16 protein-coding genes and 1 pseudogene are annotated in these 17,949 nt (G+C 64.3%); 10 read left to right on the forward strand and 7 right to left on the reverse strand.

From position 1 onward, the window contains the following. Positions 1-199 precede the first annotated feature (199 nt). The 3 genes from O7A05_RS24400 to O7A05_RS24415 form a co-directional block, all read right to left on the reverse strand. Positions 200-943: a pseudouridine synthase gene (locus O7A05_RS24400; protein ID WP_337095479.1), complete on the reverse strand. Its 744-nt coding sequence runs from the start codon at positions 941-943 to the stop codon at positions 200-202. Positions 944-1,039: 96 nt separating this feature from the next. Beyond that, positions 1,040-1,522: a hypothetical protein gene (locus tag O7A05_RS24405; protein ID WP_337095480.1), complete on the reverse strand. Its 483-nt coding sequence runs from the start codon at positions 1,520-1,522 to the stop codon at positions 1,040-1,042. A gap of 980 nt (positions 1,523-2,502) precedes the next feature. Next, positions 2,503-3,372, reverse strand: coding sequence for an AfsR/SARP family transcriptional regulator (locus O7A05_RS24415; protein ID WP_337095481.1), 870 nt, complete (start codon positions 3,370-3,372; stop codon positions 2,503-2,505). A 133-nt stretch (positions 3,373-3,505) separates the two neighbouring features. Between O7A05_RS24415 and O7A05_RS24420 the strand changes: the two are divergent. Both O7A05_RS24420 and O7A05_RS24425 read left to right on the forward strand, forming a co-directional pair. Continuing rightward, positions 3,506-4,170: pseudogene (locus tag O7A05_RS24420) on the forward strand (peroxiredoxin). A 141-nt stretch (positions 4,171-4,311) separates the two neighbouring features. Then, on the forward strand, positions 4,312-5,457 hold the full coding sequence (locus tag O7A05_RS24425; protein ID WP_337095482.1) for an NAD(P)/FAD-dependent oxidoreductase: 1,146 nt from the start codon (positions 4,312-4,314) through the stop codon (positions 5,455-5,457). Between the two features lie 41 nt (positions 5,458-5,498). On the opposite strand, the gene O7A05_RS24430 is transcribed toward O7A05_RS24425, so the two are convergent. Then, on the reverse strand, positions 5,499-5,939 hold the full coding sequence (locus O7A05_RS24430; protein WP_337095483.1) for a hypothetical protein: 441 nt from the start codon (positions 5,937-5,939) through the stop codon (positions 5,499-5,501). Between the two features lie 305 nt (positions 5,940-6,244). Here O7A05_RS24430 and O7A05_RS24435 point away from each other — a divergent pair, with 305 nt between their 5' ends. Continuing rightward, positions 6,245-7,264 (forward strand): NAD-dependent epimerase, encoded by a 1,020-nt coding sequence (locus O7A05_RS24435; protein WP_337095484.1) that lies wholly within the window; start codon positions 6,245-6,247, stop codon positions 7,262-7,264. 37 nt (positions 7,265-7,301) lie between these two features. On the opposite strand, the gene O7A05_RS24440 is transcribed toward O7A05_RS24435, so the two are convergent. Continuing rightward, on the reverse strand, positions 7,302-8,612 hold the full coding sequence (locus O7A05_RS24440) for an MFS transporter (protein WP_337095485.1): 1,311 nt from the start codon (positions 8,610-8,612) through the stop codon (positions 7,302-7,304). A gap of 236 nt (positions 8,613-8,848) precedes the next feature. Here O7A05_RS24440 and cyoA point away from each other — a divergent pair, with 236 nt between their 5' ends. The 7 genes from cyoA to O7A05_RS24475 are packed head-to-tail and all read left to right on the forward strand — an operon-like array spanning position 8,849 to position 15,734. After that, positions 8,849-10,030, forward strand: a complete 1,182-nt coding sequence (gene cyoA / locus O7A05_RS24445) for a ubiquinol oxidase subunit II (protein ID WP_337095486.1) — start codon at positions 8,849-8,851, stop codon at positions 10,028-10,030. 10 nt (positions 10,031-10,040) lie between these two features. Next, positions 10,041-12,047: a cytochrome o ubiquinol oxidase subunit I gene (gene cyoB / locus O7A05_RS24450; protein ID WP_337095487.1), complete on the forward strand. Its 2,007-nt coding sequence runs from the start codon at positions 10,041-10,043 to the stop codon at positions 12,045-12,047. Between the two features lie 2 nt (positions 12,048-12,049). Then, a complete protein-coding gene (gene cyoC, locus O7A05_RS24455) occupies positions 12,050-12,676 on the forward strand; it encodes a cytochrome o ubiquinol oxidase subunit III (RefSeq protein WP_337095571.1) in 627 nt (208 codons plus the stop codon). Next, complete coding sequence (gene cyoD, locus O7A05_RS24460) at positions 12,673-13,047, forward strand: cytochrome o ubiquinol oxidase subunit IV (RefSeq protein WP_337095488.1); 375 nt, start codon at positions 12,673-12,675, stop codon at positions 13,045-13,047. Before cyoC ends, cyoD begins: the two co-directional genes overlap by 4 nt. Before the next feature lie 53 nt (positions 13,048-13,100). After that, positions 13,101-13,862 (forward strand): SURF1 family protein, encoded by a 762-nt coding sequence (locus tag O7A05_RS24465; RefSeq protein ID WP_337095572.1) that lies wholly within the window; start codon positions 13,101-13,103, stop codon positions 13,860-13,862. After that, positions 13,859-15,211: an ATP-binding protein gene (locus O7A05_RS24470; RefSeq protein ID WP_337095489.1), complete on the forward strand. Its 1,353-nt coding sequence runs from the start codon at positions 13,859-13,861 to the stop codon at positions 15,209-15,211. Before O7A05_RS24465 ends, O7A05_RS24470 begins: the two co-directional genes overlap by 4 nt. Further along, positions 15,201-15,734, forward strand: coding sequence for a response regulator transcription factor (locus tag O7A05_RS24475; RefSeq protein WP_337095490.1), 534 nt, complete (start codon positions 15,201-15,203; stop codon positions 15,732-15,734). Before O7A05_RS24470 ends, O7A05_RS24475 begins: the two co-directional genes overlap by 11 nt. A gap of 15 nt (positions 15,735-15,749) precedes the next feature. Here O7A05_RS24475 and doeB read toward each other — a convergent pair whose 3' ends face one another. Then, entirely contained in the window at positions 15,750-16,754 is a 1,005-nt protein-coding gene (doeB, locus tag O7A05_RS24480) for a N(2)-acetyl-L-2,4-diaminobutanoate deacetylase DoeB (protein ID WP_337095491.1), read from the reverse strand. 4 nt (positions 16,755-16,758) lie between these two features. Continuing rightward, positions 16,759-17,937: an ectoine hydrolase DoeA gene (doeA, locus tag O7A05_RS24485; RefSeq protein WP_337095492.1), complete on the reverse strand. Its 1,179-nt coding sequence runs from the start codon at positions 17,935-17,937 to the stop codon at positions 16,759-16,761. Positions 17,938-17,949: the final 12 nt, after the last annotated feature.

The following is a 17,949-nucleotide window of genomic DNA, read 5'->3' on the forward strand; positions in this document are numbered from 1 at the left end:
CAGGTTGATGGTTCACCGGTGGGAAGGGACCGGGCCATGCCACGGCCTGTCCGAAAGGACGACCAGGATCCACTCGGTCTCCTTCCCACTTCAACCATACACCAGAACCAACACACAGGATCCTCGGGTCTACGCGTCCGCTTCGCTCCCGCTCCGCCCGTGGATGACGCAGTTCGGGCGCAGCCATTGGGGTCGAGGCCTACGCTGAAAGCATCGCCAATTCCTCGCTCGTCAGATGCCGCGCCTGACCCTTGGCAACCTCGCCGAGTTGCAACTGGCCGATCGCCACCCTGATGAGCCGCAGCACCTCGATGTCGAAAGCGCCGAGCAGCCTGCGGATCTGCCGGTTGCGTCCTTCGTCGAGCACGATCTCCAGCCAGGCCGTCCGCCCGCCGCTGCGCAACAGCGCGATCGAGCTCGCCGTGAGCAACTCGCCATCGACGACGGCGCCCTGGCGAAAGCGCTCCAGCATCGCCTCGTCGGCCGCGGCGGCGATCTGCACGTGATAGGTCTTGGCGACATGCGAGGCGGGGTCGAGCAGTCCGTTCGCCCAGCGCGTGTCGTTGCTCAGCAAAAGCAGCCCTTCGCTCGCCTTGTCGAGCCGGCCGACCGGCGACACGAAGGGCAGGTCGAGCCCTGCCAGGCAGTCATAGACCGTGCCGCGGCCTTCGGGATCGTCGCGGGTCGTGACCAGCCCGCGCGGCTTGTTGAGCATCAGATAGACTTTGCGCTCGGCAACGATGCGCTCGCCGTCGACCCCGATGCGGTCGCGGTCGGGATCGATGCGCAGCAAGGCATCGCGCACCGTCTTGCCGTTTACTTGCACCCGCCCTTCGACGACGAGATGCTCGGCCTGCGTGCGCGAGCAGAAGCCAAGCTTGGAGAGCGCTCGGGCGAGGCTGACTTTTGCGGTTGCGGATCGTCTGTCGTGTTGGCGTGCCACTATCGTTGTCTTCGATCGCCTCAAAACGCGCAACCGATGCCACGCTTGACGACATGGGCGCAAGCGGCTCCGTCACCTGCTTCGGGCCGTCCAACGTCACTCCTGCGGCGCGCTTAGCCGCCAGTAAGAGACGCCGTCGAATGTTGCCGTCACGAAGCTGTTAACCGACATCTTGCGCTTGCGCCCGTCGCTGCAAGCATAGAGCGGCCAGCCGGCTTCGCTGCACTCGCTGGCCGTGCATATGCGGGTCACGCAGTTGCCGATCGTCAAGCGGAAGCCGCCTTTGCCGCCAAATCCCTGCAGCAGGCTGCCGTCCGCCGAGCGCCATGTCCGTTGCTGGAATTCGGGCCGCAGCAGGCGAGGCTCGAGCGGCGCGGCCAAACCGGCCTGGGCCGCGGAGCCCGAATATTGAAGCCGGTAGCGCGCCATGCCGGTCGTGTATGCGGTGAGGAGATCGGATTGGCCCGAATAGGCTGCGGCGAGGTCGGACCGGTCGAAAAGATGGGACGAGCGCGGTTCCGCCCCTGACGGTCTCGTCAGGGCAGCGATGGCGACAAAAGCCAGGCAGACGCGCAACATCCCGATTTCCAGCAGCCAAACCCCATCCGGCGTGCCGGCTCGCCGGCTGCCTTTTCTACAATTCCGCCAAACAATGCTCTGTGCAAGTCGCCGTTGCCGGGAAGACGCCTTTCATGCGGAGGCCTGGGCTACGCGCGAGCCAATACCGGGCATCAGCCGCCGGGGCTCATGCGTGCGAGGCAGCGTGCCTGGTCGCGTGGCCGCCCGAGCTCCTCGTAGCGGCCTGCCGCCTCCTCGAAGGCGGCCAGCGCGCGCACTTCCTTGTTCTGCGCCCGCCGCTGCACGCCGCGTGCCTCCCAAAGCGCCGCGGCCCAAGGGCCACCCTGCCACATGCCGGCGATACGTTCGGTTCAGGCGGCGGTCCACTTGTTCCAGGTCGCCGGCTTCGGCAAGCGCTATTGCCGATGCGGTGCGCAACGCCATCGAGCAGGGTTGGCAAGCGCCTGGCGTCAACAGCCGGTCGCCGGCGAGGATTTCCTCGGCCACCATCTTGGGTGTTGACGCGGCGCGCACGGCCAGCGCCTGCATGCGCATGATCAGGTGCGGGGAAAGCCAGGATCGCTCCGCATCCGCCAGGCCGCGGCGGATGAGACGGCCGGCGCGCCACCTTTGGCCGCGCTCTAGCGCGATCTCGGCCAGTCGCTCGATTGCAAGCACGCGGCCCGCTACCGCATCCGCCTCCTGAAGCAATTGTTCCGCCGTCGTGAGGAAGCCTTCGGCGCTGTCGAGATCGCCCGAGAAAAGCGAGGCCTCCCCAAGCAGCAGGCAAGCGAGACCGCGGCCCGCACTCGATCCGGCCTCCTCGGCCACGCTGAGCAATTCCCGGGCAAGTCCCGCGACCTCGGCGTGGCCTTTCGCGCTGCACAGGCAGAATTCGGAAAGGCAGAGATGACCATCGAAGACATGCTGAACGAAGGAGGGTTTGGCGCGGACCCATTCGATGAATTCGGACCGGAACAGTTGCGGCCACCGGGCTTGCATCATCGATGCGATGCCCAGCAGCGCGCTGGACTCGCCGACCTCGCGCGGCAGGTCGGCGCCGAGTGCAAGGTCGCGCGTGCGCCGGGCAATTTCGCTTGCCTTGTCGAATTCGCCGCTTTGCAGATGCACCAGCCCCAGGCGAGCGATGTGCGTATCTGCTCCACCGGGCTGACGATCTCCGTGCCGGACAGAGCCAAGGCCTTCTCGTAGAGCGCGATGGTGGCGGCGGTCGGCCCGACGCCGAGCTCGGCATGCAGATTGTCGCGAAGCTGATTGAATTGGCGGATCGCTTCGACGCGGTTGCCGGCATCGAGTGCTGCCTGCATCAGCGCGCATTGCGCCTGCTCGTCGGCCGGGTCGAGCGCGATCAGTCGCTGCCAGAGATTGCCGGCGCGCAGGAGGTCGCTATAGCGCTGCTGCAGTTGCGCGCGCGGAGTTTCCAGCCATTCGACGAACAGATCGTCGGGCAGGAGCATGCCTCCGTAGAGGTCGGTGGCGTGTGCGAAGGCCCGGCTGTCGCCGCCTCGCAGGGCGGCCTTCGTGGCGGTCTCGAAGCTCTCGGTGTCGATCGCCAGTTCGACATCGGGGGCGAGCGCCACGATATCGTTGCTCACGTCGATCAGGTCGTGGCTGCCCAGCGCGCGGCGTGCGAAATGGACCGCCTTGCGCAGGCTGGCGCCGGCGGCGTCGGGGTCCGCGTCTGGCCAGAAGGTCTCCATGATCTGCTCGCGGTGGGCGCGATGTCCAGGCCGCAAGGCAAGCAGCTTGACCAAAGCCGCGGCGCGGTCGCGCCGCCACTCGGCCGCCGGGACCACCCGGTCATCGACGCTGACGGCGAACCGGCCGAGGAGGTGGATCGAAACGCGCATGCATACACCGTCCGGAACAAAGGGCACCGCCGCCGAAGCCATCACCGGGCGGCCGTCGTCGGGGAACGCTGGCGGAACATAGATTTCCTAATTTAGCGCCGCAATCGAATTCCAACCCGAAAGGAACACAACCATGTCACTCCGTATCGCAGATATCGCCCCCGACTTCATGGCCGACACCACCGAGGGTCCGATTTCCTTCCATGAATGGCTGGGCAAGGATTGGGGCATCCTCTTCTCAATCCGAAGGACTACACGCCGGTCTGCACGACCGAGCTCGGCTATATGGCGCGTCTGAAGCCCGAATTCGACAAGCGCGGCGTCAAGGTCATCGGCCTGTCCGTCGGCCCGGTCGAGAAGCATGCCGGCTGGGCGAAGGACATCGCCGAGACGCAAGGCATGGCGCCGAACTTCCCGATGATCGGCGATCCGACGCTGGCCGTCTCGCAGCTTTACGACATGCTGCCGGCGTCGGCCGGCAACAGCGCCGACGGGCGCACCGCAGCCGACAACCAGACGGTGCGCAACGTCTACGTCATCGGCCCCGACAAGAAGATCAAGCTCGTCATATCCTACCCGATGACGACGGGCCGCAACTTCGACGAGGTGCTGCGCGTCGTCGACTCCCTGCAACTGACGGCCAAGCATCGCCTGGCGACTCCGGTGAACTGGAAGCCCGGCGACGACGTCATCATCGCCGGTTCGGTGTCGAACGATGAAGCAAAGCAGCTCTATCCGCAGGGCTGGAAGGAACCGAAACCCTATATCCGCATCGTGCCGCAACCTGTGCTGACCTGACAGGTCAGGCATCGAGGTCTGAGGCGACGGGCATCGGCGGCGAGGACGTGAGAGACACATCCCCGCCGCCACACAACCGAAAGACAGTGAGCAAATTCAAATCCGGCGCTTCTGCATCGCGCCAAGACGTGGGGAACCGAGATGAGCACTGCAAGCAAACCGCGCATCGTCGTCCTGGGAGCGGGCTTTGGCGGCCTGGAACTGACGACGCTGCTGTCCGAGGCAATGGGCGACGGCATCGATGTCACGCTCATCGACAAGAGCGACGCCTTCGTGTTCGGCTTTTCGAAACTCGACGTGATGTTCGGCCTGAAGGCGGCGGAGGCGGTCCGCTTGCCCTACAACCGTTACGCCAAGCCCGGCGTGAAATTGCTGAGGCGCACCATCACCGCGATCGATCCAGAAAGGCGCCGTGTCACCACCGACGACGACGGTGTCTACGATGCCGATTATCTGATTGTCGCGCTTGGCGCTGAATATGATTTCGACGCTACGCCTGGGCTGTCGGGCACCAACGAGTTCTATTCGGTTGCCGGCGCGGAGCGGCTGCGCGACGTGTTGCCGGGCTTCAAGAGAGGCAGGGCGATGGTCGGCGTCTGCGGCGCGCCCTACAAATGCCCGCCGGCCCCGAGCGAATGCGTGTTGATGCTGCATGACTATCTGGTGCGGCAAGGCGTGCGCGAGGCCTGTGAGATATCGCTGGTGCTGCCGCTCGGCAGCCCGGTGCCGCCGTCACCCGATACCTCGAAGGCGCTGCTTGCGGCTTTCGCCGAGCGCGGCATCAAGTTCATTCCCAGCCGTCGCATCGCCTCGGTCGACAATAGCCGAAACGTGGCGGTGCTCGACGACGGCACCGAAATGCCTTTCGACCTTTTCCTCGGCGTCCCCAAACATCGCGTGCCGCCGGTCGTGCTGGAAAGCGGCATGTCGGAGAACGGCTGGATCCCGGTCAACCCGCGCACGCTCGAGACGAAATACGAGAATGTCTACGCGGTCGGTGACGGCGCCAACACCGGGACGCCCAAGGCCGGCGTCTTCGCCGAAGGTGCCGCGCGCGCCGTTGCCTCAGCACTCGTCGCCAAGCTGCGTGGCAGCGGAAACGGCACGCTCTATGACGGCTTCGGCACCTGTTACATCGAATTTGGCGGCGGGCGCATCGGCAAGGTCGAGGTGGACTTCTTCTCGGGTCCCTCGCCGACCGGCAACTACTATGAGCCTTCGTTCACGCTTCGTGCCGACAAGGAGATGTTCGGCGCAAGCAGGAGGTCGCGCTGGTTCGGCCTCTGACGAGAGGGGCTGCGGCAGGCGTGGGCGTCGTTCGCGGCCTTTCAGCCGTTTGCGGCTGGCGGCAGCTCGAACAGGGTGGCGCCGTTCTCCCGCCCCCGGTCGATATAGCCGATCACGCGGAACCATTTCGCGACGTCGGGCCTGTCCAGCCAGCTGCGCGAATGTATGGGAAGATTGCCGGCGAGCGCCTGGACATGGCGGATATGCCGCTTGCAGAAGCGGACCGTCGCGGCGTTGAAGAAATCCTCATGCGCGGCAAAGAGCGTATCGGCGGCGTCCGCGTGCTCGTGCCAGGCGATGATCGCAACCGTCCTGTCGTCCTGCGCGAGCGCATGCGCCCGGCCTTCCTTCAGGTTCATCATCAGATTGTCATAGGCGCTTTTGCTGTCCTTGCCGGCCGCCACATATTCGTCCGACATTCGCTTGGACAGGCCGCGGAAAACATCTTCGAGGTCTCCGACCGTCGCCGCGCGTGCTCTCATGTCTCCTCCTGACGGCCCGGGTAGCAGTTTGCCTCAAGGAACAGGGATCACCAAGTAAACCAGATCCCCACTCCGGGCTATGCGCGCAATCTCATTCCGGGCGGAAGGGCTCGACCGCTGATCACGCTCGCATATCAGCGTTGGCTTGAGATCACATTTCCGCCGGTCTTACCCCGGCGGAAACGGCCGCAGGGGGCGGCATCATTGGAGCGGCGGAAGAAAGCGTATCGTTGAATTCATCGCCAGCCTGCCATACAAGTTGCAAGCTTTCGACTGGCCTTGGACTGCAGCGTTAGGGGTATGCATTGACGTCGAGCAGGCCGATCCTGATCACCGGCGCAGCCGGCTTCATAGGTTTTCACCTTTGCCAGAGGCTGCTCGCCGAAGGCCGGCAGGTTGTCGGCCTCGATTCCATGAGCGAGTATTACGACGTCACGCTCAAACAGGCGCGGCTGGAGCGGCTGAAAGGGTTCGCCAACTTTCGTTTCGAGCATGTCGATCTCGCCGACCGCGATGGCATCTCGGCGGTCTTTGCCTCGGCCGCGCCGGAGATCGTCGTCAATCTCGCCGCGCAGGCGGGCGTTCGCTATTCGCTGATCAATCCGCATGTCTACGCGCAAAGCAATCTCAACGGCTTCCTCAACATCCTGGAAGGGTGCAGGCAGGCCTCGGTCGGCCATCTCGTCTATGCGTCGTCGAGCTCGATCTATGGCGGAAGCACGCGCATGCCGTTCTCGGTGCATGATTCCGCCGACCATCCCCTCAGCCTCTATGCCGCCAGCAAGAAGGCGAACGAGCTGATGGCCCACACCTACAGCCATCTGTTCGGGCTGCCGACGACGGGCCTGCGCTTCTTCACCGTCTATGGTCCGTGGGGACGGCCCGACATGGCTTTGTTCATCTTCACCAAGGCCATCCTCGCCGGCCAGCCGATCGACGTTTTCAACCATGGCAACATGCAGCGCGATTTCACTTATATCGACGACATCGTCGAGGGGGTGGTCCGCGTCATGCATCATCCCGCGACGCCCAATCCCGATTGGACAAATGCTGCGCCGGATCCCGCGACAAGCAATGCACCGTTCAGGATCCACAACATCGGCGACAGCTCGCCCACCGAGCTGAATCGGCTGATCGACGTGCTGGAAGGAGCGCTTGGGCGCAAGGCCATCCGCAATATGATGCCGCTCCAGCCGGGCGACGTGCCGGCAACTTTCGCCGATGTGACCTCGCTCGAAGAGGTGACCGGCTTCAAGCCCAGCATCCCGATCGAGATCGGCGTCCCGCGCTTCGTAGAATGGTATCGGGATTTTTACCAGGTCTGATCGCAGTTAGCGGCCGCAAACCGAGCCTGCTGCTCGTTCAGTCGGCCTGGCGTGCCTGCGTGTCGATCCAGAGCGCGATCAGCGTGCAGGCGGCGCCTGAAAGCAGATAGGCGCCGGCGGCGATGAGGCCGAAGGTACCGGCCAGCAGCAGCGCGGCTAGCGGCGCGAAGCCTGCGCCGAACATCCAGGCGAGGTCCGACGTCACGGCCGAGCCCGTATAGCGGTGCCGGCGCGAGAAGCTCGATGCGACGACGCCCGAGGATTGCCCGAAGCTTAGGCCCAGCAGGATGAAGCCCAGCACCATGAACACCGTCTCGCCGACCGTGCCGCCATTGAGGAGCTGCGGGGCAAAGCCGCTGAATGCGGCGATGGCGACGGCGCCGCCGCCGAGCAGGGCGCGACGTCCGACGCGGTCGGCTAGCGGGCCTGATGCGACGATCGCCGCGATGCCGAACAGCGCGCTCACCGCTTCAATGACCAGGAACCGCTCCGGCCCTTCATTGGTGAACAGGAACACCCAGGACAGCGGGAACACCGTCACCATGTGGAACAGGGCGAAGCTCGCCAGCGGCGCGAAGGCGCCGACGACGACGTTACGGCCTTCCGTGCGGATCATGTCCCTGATGCGGGTCGGCTGCAGGTCGCCGCTCTCGTAGAGTTTCGAGAACTCGGGCGTCACCACGATGCGCAGTCTGGCAAACAGCGCCACGACATTGATGGCGAATGCGACGAAGAAGGGGTAGCGCCAGCCCCAGGCGAAGAAATCTTCGGCCGAGAGGTTGGCAACGAAGAAGGCAAACAGCGAGCTGGCCACGATGAGGCCGATCGGCGCGCCGAGCTGCGGGATCATCGCATAGATGCCGCGCCGGTTCTGCGGCGCATTTAGCGCCAGGAGCGAGGGCAGCCCGTCCCAGGTCCCGCCAAGCGCAAGGCCCTGCAGGAATCGGGTAAGCGCCAGCAGCCAGGCGGCGACCGCGCCGACGTCTTCATAGGAGGGCAGGAACGCCATGGCGACGGTCGAGGTGCCGAGCAGGAACAGCGCGATCGTCAGCTTGGCGCCGCGGCCATAGGCGCGGTCGATCGCCATGAACAGCACGGTGCCGAACGGGCGGGCGATGAAGGCAAGCGCGAAGATGGCGAAGGAGTAGAGCGTCCCCACCAGCGGGTCGTGCGTTGGGAACACAAGCTTGGGGAACACGATCACGGAAGCGATCGCGTAGACGAAGAAATCGAAGAATTCCGACGTTCTGCCAATGATCACGCCGACCGCGATATCGCCCGCGCTGACCTGGCCGTGATGCGAGCCGATCAGCCTGCTGTCAGTTTCGCCAGTCGAAGTTTCAGCCATCTTGTCCGTCGCCACCGAGCTCAAGTTCGGAACGCGATTGTCGTCGTCCCGATGCGTCATCCAGATGCGATGTTGTCGTCATCCAATTATGCGTGCACACTTTCGCCAAAGCCATAGCAATCCGGCATTGGACAAATTGTCCAATGTCGTCGCCGTGCCCGCGGCAGTAGCCGTTGGTCCATATCGCATCGCAACCTGCAGAGATCCTGCTGCAGGGCCATCGAGGGCAGCGTTTGATGAGACGATCTGGAGCCTTGCTTCTTTTTCCGCTCGCCGCGCTGCTGAGCGGTTGCGATCTGGTCGTGCTGGCGCCCGCGGGCGACGTGGCAGTGCAGCAGCGCGACCTGCTCGTCGTCTCGACCCTGCTGATGCTGCTCATCATCTTGCCGGTCATGGCGCTGACCGTGCTGTTTGCCTGGCGCTACCGGCAATCCAGCACCACGGCGACCTATACGCCGGACTGGGACCATTCGACCAAGCTGGAGCTGGTGATCTGGGCCGCGCCCCTGCTCGTCATCATCTGCCTCGGCGCGCTCACCTGGCTCGGCACCCATCTGCTCGATCCCTATCGGCGCATCGACCGCATCGAGGCTGGACAGCCGGTCACGCAGAACCACAAGCCGCTCAAGGTCGAGGTCGTCGCGCTCGATTGGAAATGGTTGTTCATCTATCCGGATTACGGCATTGCCTCCGTCAACGAGCTGGCGGCGCCGGTCAACCAGCCGATCGATTTCCGCATCACCTCGTCGACGGTGATGAACTCCTTCTACATCCCAGCCCTTGCCGGGCAGATCTACGCCATGCCCGGCATGGAGACCAAGCTCCACGCCGTCATCAACAGGCCGGGCACCTATACCGGCTTCTCGGCCAACTACAGCGGCGCCGGCTTCTCCGGCATGCGCTTTGCGTTCCACGGTCTCTCCGACCAGGCCTTCGGCGAGTGGGTGGCGCAGACCAAAAACGCTCAAGGTACGCTCAGCCGCGAGACCTATCTCGAGCTCGAACGTCCGAGCGAGAACGAGCCGGTCCGCCACTATGCCTCCGTCGATCCTGACCTCTATGGCGCGATCCTCAATCTGTGCGTCGAACGCGGCAAGATGTGCATGAACGAGATGATGTCGATCGACGCCAAGGGCGGCCTTGGCCTGGCCGGCGTGCGAAACACCCTGCCGCTGCAATATGACAAGCTTGCGCGTCGAGGGGCGGTGTTCGGCAACGATCCGTCCTATGTCGCAAGCATCTGCACGGCGGAGGAGGCCGCCGCCGCTTCGCGCGCGGCCCGTAATGACGATGACAGGGGCTGGCCGCTCAGGGACCTTTCCCCGCTGCGCGGCGTTGGCCTGCTCGCGCCCGGCGCCGGCAGCCGCCGCGCCGACGCCGGCGCGCCGTCGCTCGGCCTGCTGCGTTTCGAATTGTGAGGGATCGCGGATGCCTGAGTCGCTAACCAAGTTCATCTTCGGCCGCCTCACTCTGGAGTCGCTGCCGCTGCACGAGCCGATCGTCGTCGTCACCTTCGTCGTGGTGGCGTTGGGCGGGCTCGCGGTGCTCGGCGCGGTCACCTATTTCAAGCTTTGGGGCTATCTGTGGCGTGAGTGGTTCACCAGCGTCGACCACAAGAAGATCGGCATCATGTACATGGCGCTCGGCCTCGTCATGCTTTTGCGCGGCTTCTCCGACGCCATCATGATGCGCCTGCAGCAGGCCATCGCCTTCAACGGCTCCGAGGGCTATCTCAACGCCCATCACTACGACCAGATCTTCACCGCCCATGGCGTGATCATGATCTTCTTCGTGGCGATGCCATTCGTCACCGGGCTGATGAACTTCGTCGTGCCGCTGCAGATCGGCGCGCGCGACGTCTCATTCCCCTTCCTCAACAATTTCAGCTTCTGGATGACGGTCGGCGGCGCCATACTGGTGATGGCCTCGCTGTTCGTCGGCGAGTTCGCCCGTACCGGCTGGCTGGCTTATCCGCCGCTCTCGGGTATCAACTACAGTCCCGATGTCGGCGTCGATTATTACATATGGGCGCTGCAGGTGGCGGGTGTCGGCACGACCCTGTCCGGCATCAACCTGATCTGCACGATCATCAAGATGCGCGCCCCCGGCATGACCATGATGCGCATGCCCGTCTTCACCTGGACCTCGCTTTGCACCAACGTGCTGATCGTGGCGTCTTTCCCGGTGCTGACGGCGGTGCTCACGCTGCTCGCGCTCGACCGCTATGTCGGCACCAACTTCTTCACCAACGACTTCGGCGGCAATCCGATGATGTATGTGAACCTCATCTGGATATGGGGTCACCCAGAGGTCTACATCCTTATCCTGCCGCTGTTCGGCGTCTTCTCCGAGGTCACCTCGACCTTCTCCGGCAAGCGCCTGTTCGGCTACACCTCGATGGTCTACGCCACGATAGTCATCACCATCCTGTCCTATCTTGTCTGGCTGCACCACTTCTTCACCATGGGCTCCGGGGCCAGCGTCAATTCCTTCTTCGGCATTACCACAATGATCATCTCGATCCCGACCGGGGCGAAGATATTCAACTGGCTGTTCACCATGTATCGCGGCCGCATCCGCTTCGAATTGCCGATGATGTGGACGGTGGCCTTCATGCTCACCTTCGTCGTCGGCGGCATGACCGGCGTGCTGCTTGCGGTGCCGCCGGCCGACTTCGTGCTGCACAACAGCCTGTTCCTGATTGCGCATTTCCACAACGTCATCATCGGCGGCGTGCTGTTCGGCCTGTTCGCCGGCATCGCCTATTGGTGGCCCAAGGCCTTCGGCTTCAAGCTCGATCCGTTCTGGGGCAAGGTCTCGTTCTGGTGCTGGGTGCTCGGCTTCTGGTTCGCCTTCATGCCGCTCTACATCCTTGGCCTGATGGGCGTGACGCGCCGCATGCGCGTGTTCGACGATCCCTCGCTTCAAATCTGGTTCTTGATCGCCGCTTTCGGCGCGGTGCTGATCGCCTGCGGCATCGCCGCCTTCCTGGTCCAGATCTTCGTCTCCATTCGCAAGCGCGCCGAGCTGGTCGACGTCACCGGCGATCCGTGGCACGGCCGCACGCTCGAATGGTCTACCTCCTCGCCGCCGCCGGCCTACAATTTCGCTTTCACGCCCATCATCCGCGACAATGACGCCTGGTGGGACATGAAGAAGGCCGGCTACCGGCGCCCGCTCTCCGGCTTCAGGCCGATCCATATGCCGAAAAACACCGGCACAGGGGTGATCCTCGCCGCTTTCAGCGTCGCGCTGGGCTTCGGCCTGATCTGGTACATATGGTGGCTGGCGGCGCTGAGCTTCGTCTGCCTGATCGCCACCGCGATCGGCCATACCTTCAACTATCATCGCGACTTCGACATCCCGGCGGCCGAGATCGCGCAAACGGAAGAGGCGAGGACGATGCTCCTCGCCGCCGATGGGGCTAGGGCTTGAGCATGACATCGACGGCGATCACGGCCGGCTCAGAGCCGGTCTTCCACCTGGAAGAGGAGCACGCGCACGCCGAAGGCGGCAGCACCATGCTCGGCTTCTGGCTTTATCTGATGAGCGACTGCCTGATCTTCGCCATGCTGTTCGCGGACTTTGGCGTGCTTGGCGGCAATTACGCGGCGGGTCCGGCGCCGAAGGACCTGTTCGATCTCCGTTTGGTGGCGGTCAACACCACCATGCTGCTCCTGTCCTCGATCACCTATGGCTTTGCCATGTTGACCATGGACAAGGGCCGCGTCGGCGCGACGCAAGGCTGGCTCGCGGTGACCATGCTGTTCGGCCTGGCGTTCCTCTCCATCGAGCTCTACGAATTCGCGCACATGATCCATGAAGGCGCGACGCCGCAGCGCAGCGCCTTCCTGTCGTCCTTCTTCACGCTGGTCGGCACGCACGGCCTGCACGTTACCTTCGGCATCGTCTGGATGCTGACGCTGATGGTGCAGGTCGCGCGATACGGCCTCATCAAGGCCAACCGCCGCCGGCTTATGTGCCTCTCGATGTTCTGGCACTTCCTGGACATCGTCTGGATTGGCGTCTTCACCTTCGTCTATCTGATGGGGATGCTCAGATGAGCGCTCATGATCATGCCGATCACGACCACACCCATGGCGGCGCCGCGCACGGGTCGCTGAAGGGCTATCTGATCGGTTTCGTCCTGTCGGTGATCCTCACCGCCATCCCGTTCTGGATGGTCATGACCAGCGCCCTCGACAACAAGCAGGCCACGGCCATCATCATCATGGCCTTCGCGGTGGTGCAGATCGTGGTGCACATGGTCTTCTTCCTGCATATGAACCCCGCCTCGGAAGGCGGATGGTCGATGCTGGCGCTCATTTTCACGGTGATCCTCGTCGTCATCGTGCTGAGCGGCTCGCTCTGGGTAATGTACCACCTCAACGCCAACATGATGCCCGGGCTCCACGAGATGCGGGAGATGCCATGAACCCCATTTCGGGCGCGTCGGGCGCGGGGAGGGCCAAAGTCGAGGCAAAGGATATGACCAGCCGGGCAGGTATCGGCTCTCATTCGGCCTCGAAGGGTTCCGCGTCGCGATTCTTGCTTGCGCTGCTTGGGCTTTTCGGCGTTCTGGTGTTTCTCGGGCTCGGCGTCTGGCAGCTGGAAAGACGGGTCTGGAAGCTCGACCTGATCGCCCGCGTCGACCAGCGCATCCATGCTCCGGTCGTCGATGCGCCCGGCCCGCGGGACTGGAGCGGGTTGAGCGCGCCGGACTACGAATATCGCCATGTGCGCCTGGCCGGGCATTTCCTCGGCAGCGCCAACACGCTGGTGCAGGCGGTGACCGAGCTTGGCGGCGGCTATTGGGTGCTGACGCCGATGCGCAGCGACCGAGGTTTCACGGTCCTCGTCACCCGGGGCTTCGTTCCGCAGGAGCGCAAGGCGGAGTTCGAGCGGGAGAATGCCGGGCTCACCTCGCCGGCGACGGTTGACGGGTTGCTGCGCATCAGCGAGCCCGGCGGCGGTTTCCTGCGCCGCAACGATCCTGCTGCCGATCGCTGGTATTCGCGCGATGTCGATGCCATCGCCAAGGCGCGCGGCCTGACCGATGTCGCGCCCTATTTCGTCGATGCCGAAGCCTCCGGCGCTGCTGGCTGGCCGCGCGGCGGGCTCACCGTCGTCACCTTCCGCAACAGCCATCTGGTCTGTGCTTTGACCTGGTTTGCCCTGGCGGGGTTGCTGGCGATGGCGCTTGCCAGGCAGGTCTTCGCCGACCGCCTCCAGGTGGAAGCGCCGAGATGAGCATCTCGATCGCCAGGCCCCATCACGACAAGCCGTTCCTGACAGTTCCCCCGACCGGACAGGGAGGCGCCGCCTCGAACGCCGACGTCACGAACAGGAAGAACCTGCTCCTGCTCATCCAACTGCGCTGGCTGGCGGTGGCGGGGCAGGTGCTGACCATCCTGGTGACGCAATACTGGTTCGCCATCCCATTGCCGCTCACCGAGATGGCGGGCGTGGTGCTGTTTCTCGTCGGCCTCAATATCTTCAGCCTGCTCGCCCTGCGCGGCAACCGCCGCATCTCCAACGCGCAGCTCTTCGTCGCGCTGATCTTCGACATGGCGGCGCTGACGACGCAGCTTTACCTGAGCGGCGGCGCCTCGAATCCTTTCGTGTCGCTCTATCTGTTGCAGATCACGCTCGGCGCCGCGCTGCTGGCGCCGTGGTCGACCTGGCTCCTCGTGGTGGCGGCCTCGGCCTGCTTCGTCTTCCTCATCTTCGTCTTCCAGCCGATCGCGCTCCCGCATCACGGTGGCAGCGACCTCCTGGCGCTGCATCTGCGCGGCATGTTTATCTGCTTCGTGCTCGCGGCCGGGCTGATCGTGATCTTCATGACGCGCATCAACCGCAACCTGCGCGAACGCGACGCCTATCTCGCCGACCTGCGCCAGCGTTCGGCCGAGGAAGATCACATCGTGCGCATGGGGCTGCTGGCCTCGGGTGCCGCGCATGAACTGGGCACACCGCTCTCGACCATATCGGTCATCCTGTCCGACTGGCGCCAGATGCGCGGCGTCAAGCGCAACCGCGAGCTTTCCGAGGACGTGGCCGAGATGCAGGCGCAGATCGAGCGCTGCAAAGGCATCGTCACGGGCATCCTCATGTCCTCCGGTCAGGCGCGGGGCGAGGGCACCATCCGCACCACGATCCGCCGGTTCCTCGACGATCTCGTCGAGGAATGGCGCGTCAGCCGCCAGCCTATCAAGATGGACTACGGCAATGGTTTCGAGCCGGACGAGCCGATCGTGTCCGACACGGCGCTGAAACAAGTGATCTTCAATGTGCTCGACAATGCGCAGGAAGCATCGCACGATTGGGTCGGCGTCACCGCCGTGCGGCAGGATGAGAAGCTGGTGCTCTCCGTCACGGATCGCGGACCGGGTTTCGACAAGGATATTCTGGCAACGCTCGGCCAGCCCTATATGTCGAGCAAGGGGCGTCCGGGCGGAGGCCTGGGCCTCTTCCTGGTGTTCAACGTGGTGCGCAAGCTCGGCGGCGACGTTTCGGCGCGCAACATGGCCAAGGGCGGCTGCGTTACCCTTTCGCTGCCTCTGGCGGCGCTGACCGATGGAGGCGACCGTGAAGCCTGATCGATCCTTGTTTGTCGTCGAGGACGACGCGACCTTCGCGCGGACGCTCAAACGTTCGTTTGAAAAGCGCGACTACGACGTCGTGGTCTGCCACGACCGCGAGGCGCTGCTGGTCGCGCTGGAAACGGCGGTTCCGGCCTACGCCGTTGTCGATCTCAAGCTCGGAGCGGGATCGGGGCTCGAATGCGTCAAGCTGCTCAGCGCCCGCAATCCGTCGATGCGCATCGTCGTGCTGACGGGATTCGCCAGCATCGCCACGGCGGTCGAGGCGATCAAGCTCGGCGCCTGCCATTATCTGGCCAAGCCTGCCAACACCGATGACATCGAAGCCGCCTTCGGCCGCGCCGAGGGCGATGTCTCGGTTGCGCTCACCAGCCGCCCCACCTCGATCAAGAACCTCGAATGGGAGCGCATCCACGAAACGCTGGTCGAGACCGGCTTCAACATCTCCGAAACCGCGCGCCGGCTCGGCCTGCACCGGCGCACGCTCGCCCGCAAGCTCGAGAAGCGTGTGGTGCAGTAGGGCGCCGCGCCAGGATTATTCCTGAACGGCCACGGCCAGCACGGAGACGCAGTCGCCCGCCTTGACCAGGCCGGGGAAGTGACGCGCGGCGAGCAGTCCCGACATCCTGGCCCTGATCTCCTGCGGCGCCTGCCCGGTGCGGCCGACCGGATGGATGCGCGCGACAACCTGGCCGTTCTCCACGGGTTCGCCGAGATCGACCATCGTCTCGATCATGCCGTCATCCTCGGCGAAGGCGAAGCAGTCGCCCGACGGCATGTCGAGCCACTGAGTTCTGCCCTTCTCGACCGCACCATCGACGATGCCGGCATGGCGGAGCACGTTGAGGATGCCGCGCCTGGCAATCCGCACCGTCTCGGCGCGCGAGGTCCCGCCGCCGCCGAGCTCGGTGGTGACGAAGACCTTGCCCATCTCCTCGGCGGCCGTGTCATACATGCCGACCGCGTCGATCTCGGTCATGCGCATCGAGAACGGCGCCGAGAAAGCCTCGACCGCGGCGAAGGCCTTTTTCTCCTGCGCCTTGTCCGGCAGCGTGTGCGCCGCGCAGAACGGCACGAAGTCCAGCGTTTTGCCGCCCGAGTGGAAGTCGAAAACGATGTCCGCCCGCGGTAGCAGCTCGCGCTGGAAATAGTCGGCGATCTTCTCCGTCACCGTGCCGTCCGGGCGCCCAGGGAAAGAGCGGTTCATGTTGCCCTTGTCGATCGGCGAGGTGCGCGTGCCGGCCCGGAAGGCCGGATAGTTCATCGCCGGCACGATGATGACCGTGCCGGAGACATTTCTCGGATCGAGCGTGCGCGCGAGTTCGTAAAGCGCCAGCGGCCCCTCATACTCGTCGCCGTGGTTGCCGCCGGTGAGCAGCGCCGTCGAGCCCTTGCCGTTGCGCACGACACAGACCGGGATCATCACAGAGCCCCAGGCGGAATCGTCCCGGCTGTAGGGCAGGCGCAGGAAGCCGTGCTGGACGCCGTCGCGCTCGAAGTCGACGGTGGGCGCGATCGGCGACGGACGCAAAGCGGACATCAGCTCAGTCCTTCACGAACAGCTTGCGCGGCACATTGGCCAGGCACTCGACGCCGGTGTCGGTAATGAGAATGGATTCGGTGATCTCCAGCCCCATCGTATCCAGCCACAGTCCAGTCATGAAATGGAAGGTCATGCCGGGCTTGAGCTCGGTGCGGTCACCGGGGCGCAGGCTCATGGTGCGCTCGCCCCAGTCCGGCGGATAGGAAAGACCGATCGAGTAGCCGGTGCGGTTGTCCTTGACGATGCCGTATTTCTTCAAGACGGCGAAGAAGGCATTGGCGATGTCCTCGCAGGCATTGCCCGGCTTGGCGGCGGCCAAGCCTGCTTCCATGCCCTCAAGTGTGGCCTTCTCGGCATCGAGGAACGCCTGCGTCGGCTTGCCTAGGAAGACAGTGCGCGACAGCGGGCAGTGGTAGCGGTTGTAGCAGCCGGCGATCTCGAAGAACGTGCCTTCGTTCACCTTCATCGGCTTATCGTCCCAGGTGAGATGTGGCGCCGAGGCGTCCGCCCCCGACGGCAAGAGCGGCACGATCGCCGGATAGTCGCCGCCGATGCCGGCGACGCCGCGTGTGCCGGCATCGTAGATTTCGGCGACCAGGTCGCATTTGCGCATGCCGACTTCTACTTTGTCGACGATGCGCTGGTGCATCGCCTCGACGATGCGGGCGGCGTTGCGCATGTACTCGATCTCGGTCGGGCTTTTCACCGCGCGCTGCCAGTTGACCAGCGCGGTGGCGTCGGCGAAGCGGGCATTAGGCAAATGCTTCTGCAGCGCCGCGAAGGCGGCGGCCGAAAACCAGTAATTGTCCATCTCAATGCCGATGCTGAGCTTGTCCCAGCCGCGCTCGGCCAGCACGCTGGCGAGATAATCCATCGGATGCCGCTCGGTCGACTGCACATAGTGGTCGGCGTAGCCAATGATGTTGTCATGCGCGAGATAGGCGGTGCGCTTGGCGCCGTTGGCGTCCTGGCCGCGGCCGTACCAGACCGGCTCGCCGGAAGGCGGCACGATGACGGCCTGATGCACATAGAATGACCAGCCGTCATAGCCTGTCAGCCAGGCCATGTTGGAAGGATCGCTGACGATCAGCAGATCGACGCCTTTAGCCTCCATGGCTTTTCGCGTCTTGGCGAGGCGATCGGCAAATTCGCTCCGCGAGAATTTCAGATTTGGCTGCATTTTGTTGTCCTC

The organism is Mesorhizobium argentiipisi (SeqCode), assembly GCF_037179585.1.
In the GTDB taxonomy this organism is placed as follows: domain Bacteria; phylum Pseudomonadota; class Alphaproteobacteria; order Rhizobiales; family Rhizobiaceae; genus Mesorhizobium; species Mesorhizobium argentiipisi.

Excerpts from the sequence above, each read along its gene's own strand:
- cyoB (WP_337095487.1), top strand. The coding sequence starts at position 10,041 with ATGCCTGAGTCGCTAACCAAGTTCATCTTCGGCCGCCTCACTCTGGAG.
- O7A05_RS24440 (WP_337095485.1), bottom strand. The coding sequence starts at position 8,612 with ATGGCTGAAACTTCGACTGGCGAAACTGACAGCAGGCTGATCGGCTCG.
- doeA (WP_337095492.1), bottom strand. The coding sequence starts at position 17,937 with ATGCAGCCAAATCTGAAATTCTCGCGGAGCGAATTTGCCGATCGCCTC.
- cyoC (WP_337095571.1), top strand. The coding sequence starts at position 12,050 with ATGACATCGACGGCGATCACGGCCGGCTCAGAGCCGGTCTTCCACCTG.
- O7A05_RS24465 (WP_337095572.1), top strand. The coding sequence starts at position 13,101 with ATGACCAGCCGGGCAGGTATCGGCTCTCATTCGGCCTCGAAGGGTTCC.
- O7A05_RS24470 (WP_337095489.1), top strand. The coding sequence starts at position 13,859 with ATGAGCATCTCGATCGCCAGGCCCCATCACGACAAGCCGTTCCTGACA.
- O7A05_RS24430 (WP_337095483.1), bottom strand. The coding sequence starts at position 5,939 with ATGAGAGCACGCGCGGCGACGGTCGGAGACCTCGAAGATGTTTTCCGC.
- cyoA (WP_337095486.1), top strand. The coding sequence starts at position 8,849 with ATGAGACGATCTGGAGCCTTGCTTCTTTTTCCGCTCGCCGCGCTGCTG.
- cyoD (WP_337095488.1), top strand. The coding sequence starts at position 12,673 with ATGAGCGCTCATGATCATGCCGATCACGACCACACCCATGGCGGCGCC.
- O7A05_RS24415 (WP_337095481.1), bottom strand. The coding sequence starts at position 3,372 with ATGCGCGTTTCGATCCACCTCCTCGGCCGGTTCGCCGTCAGCGTCGAT.
- O7A05_RS24405 (WP_337095480.1), bottom strand. The coding sequence starts at position 1,522 with ATGTTGCGCGTCTGCCTGGCTTTTGTCGCCATCGCTGCCCTGACGAGA.
- doeB (WP_337095491.1), bottom strand. The coding sequence starts at position 16,754 with ATGTCCGCTTTGCGTCCGTCGCCGATCGCGCCCACCGTCGACTTCGAG.
- O7A05_RS24425 (WP_337095482.1), top strand. The coding sequence starts at position 4,312 with ATGAGCACTGCAAGCAAACCGCGCATCGTCGTCCTGGGAGCGGGCTTT.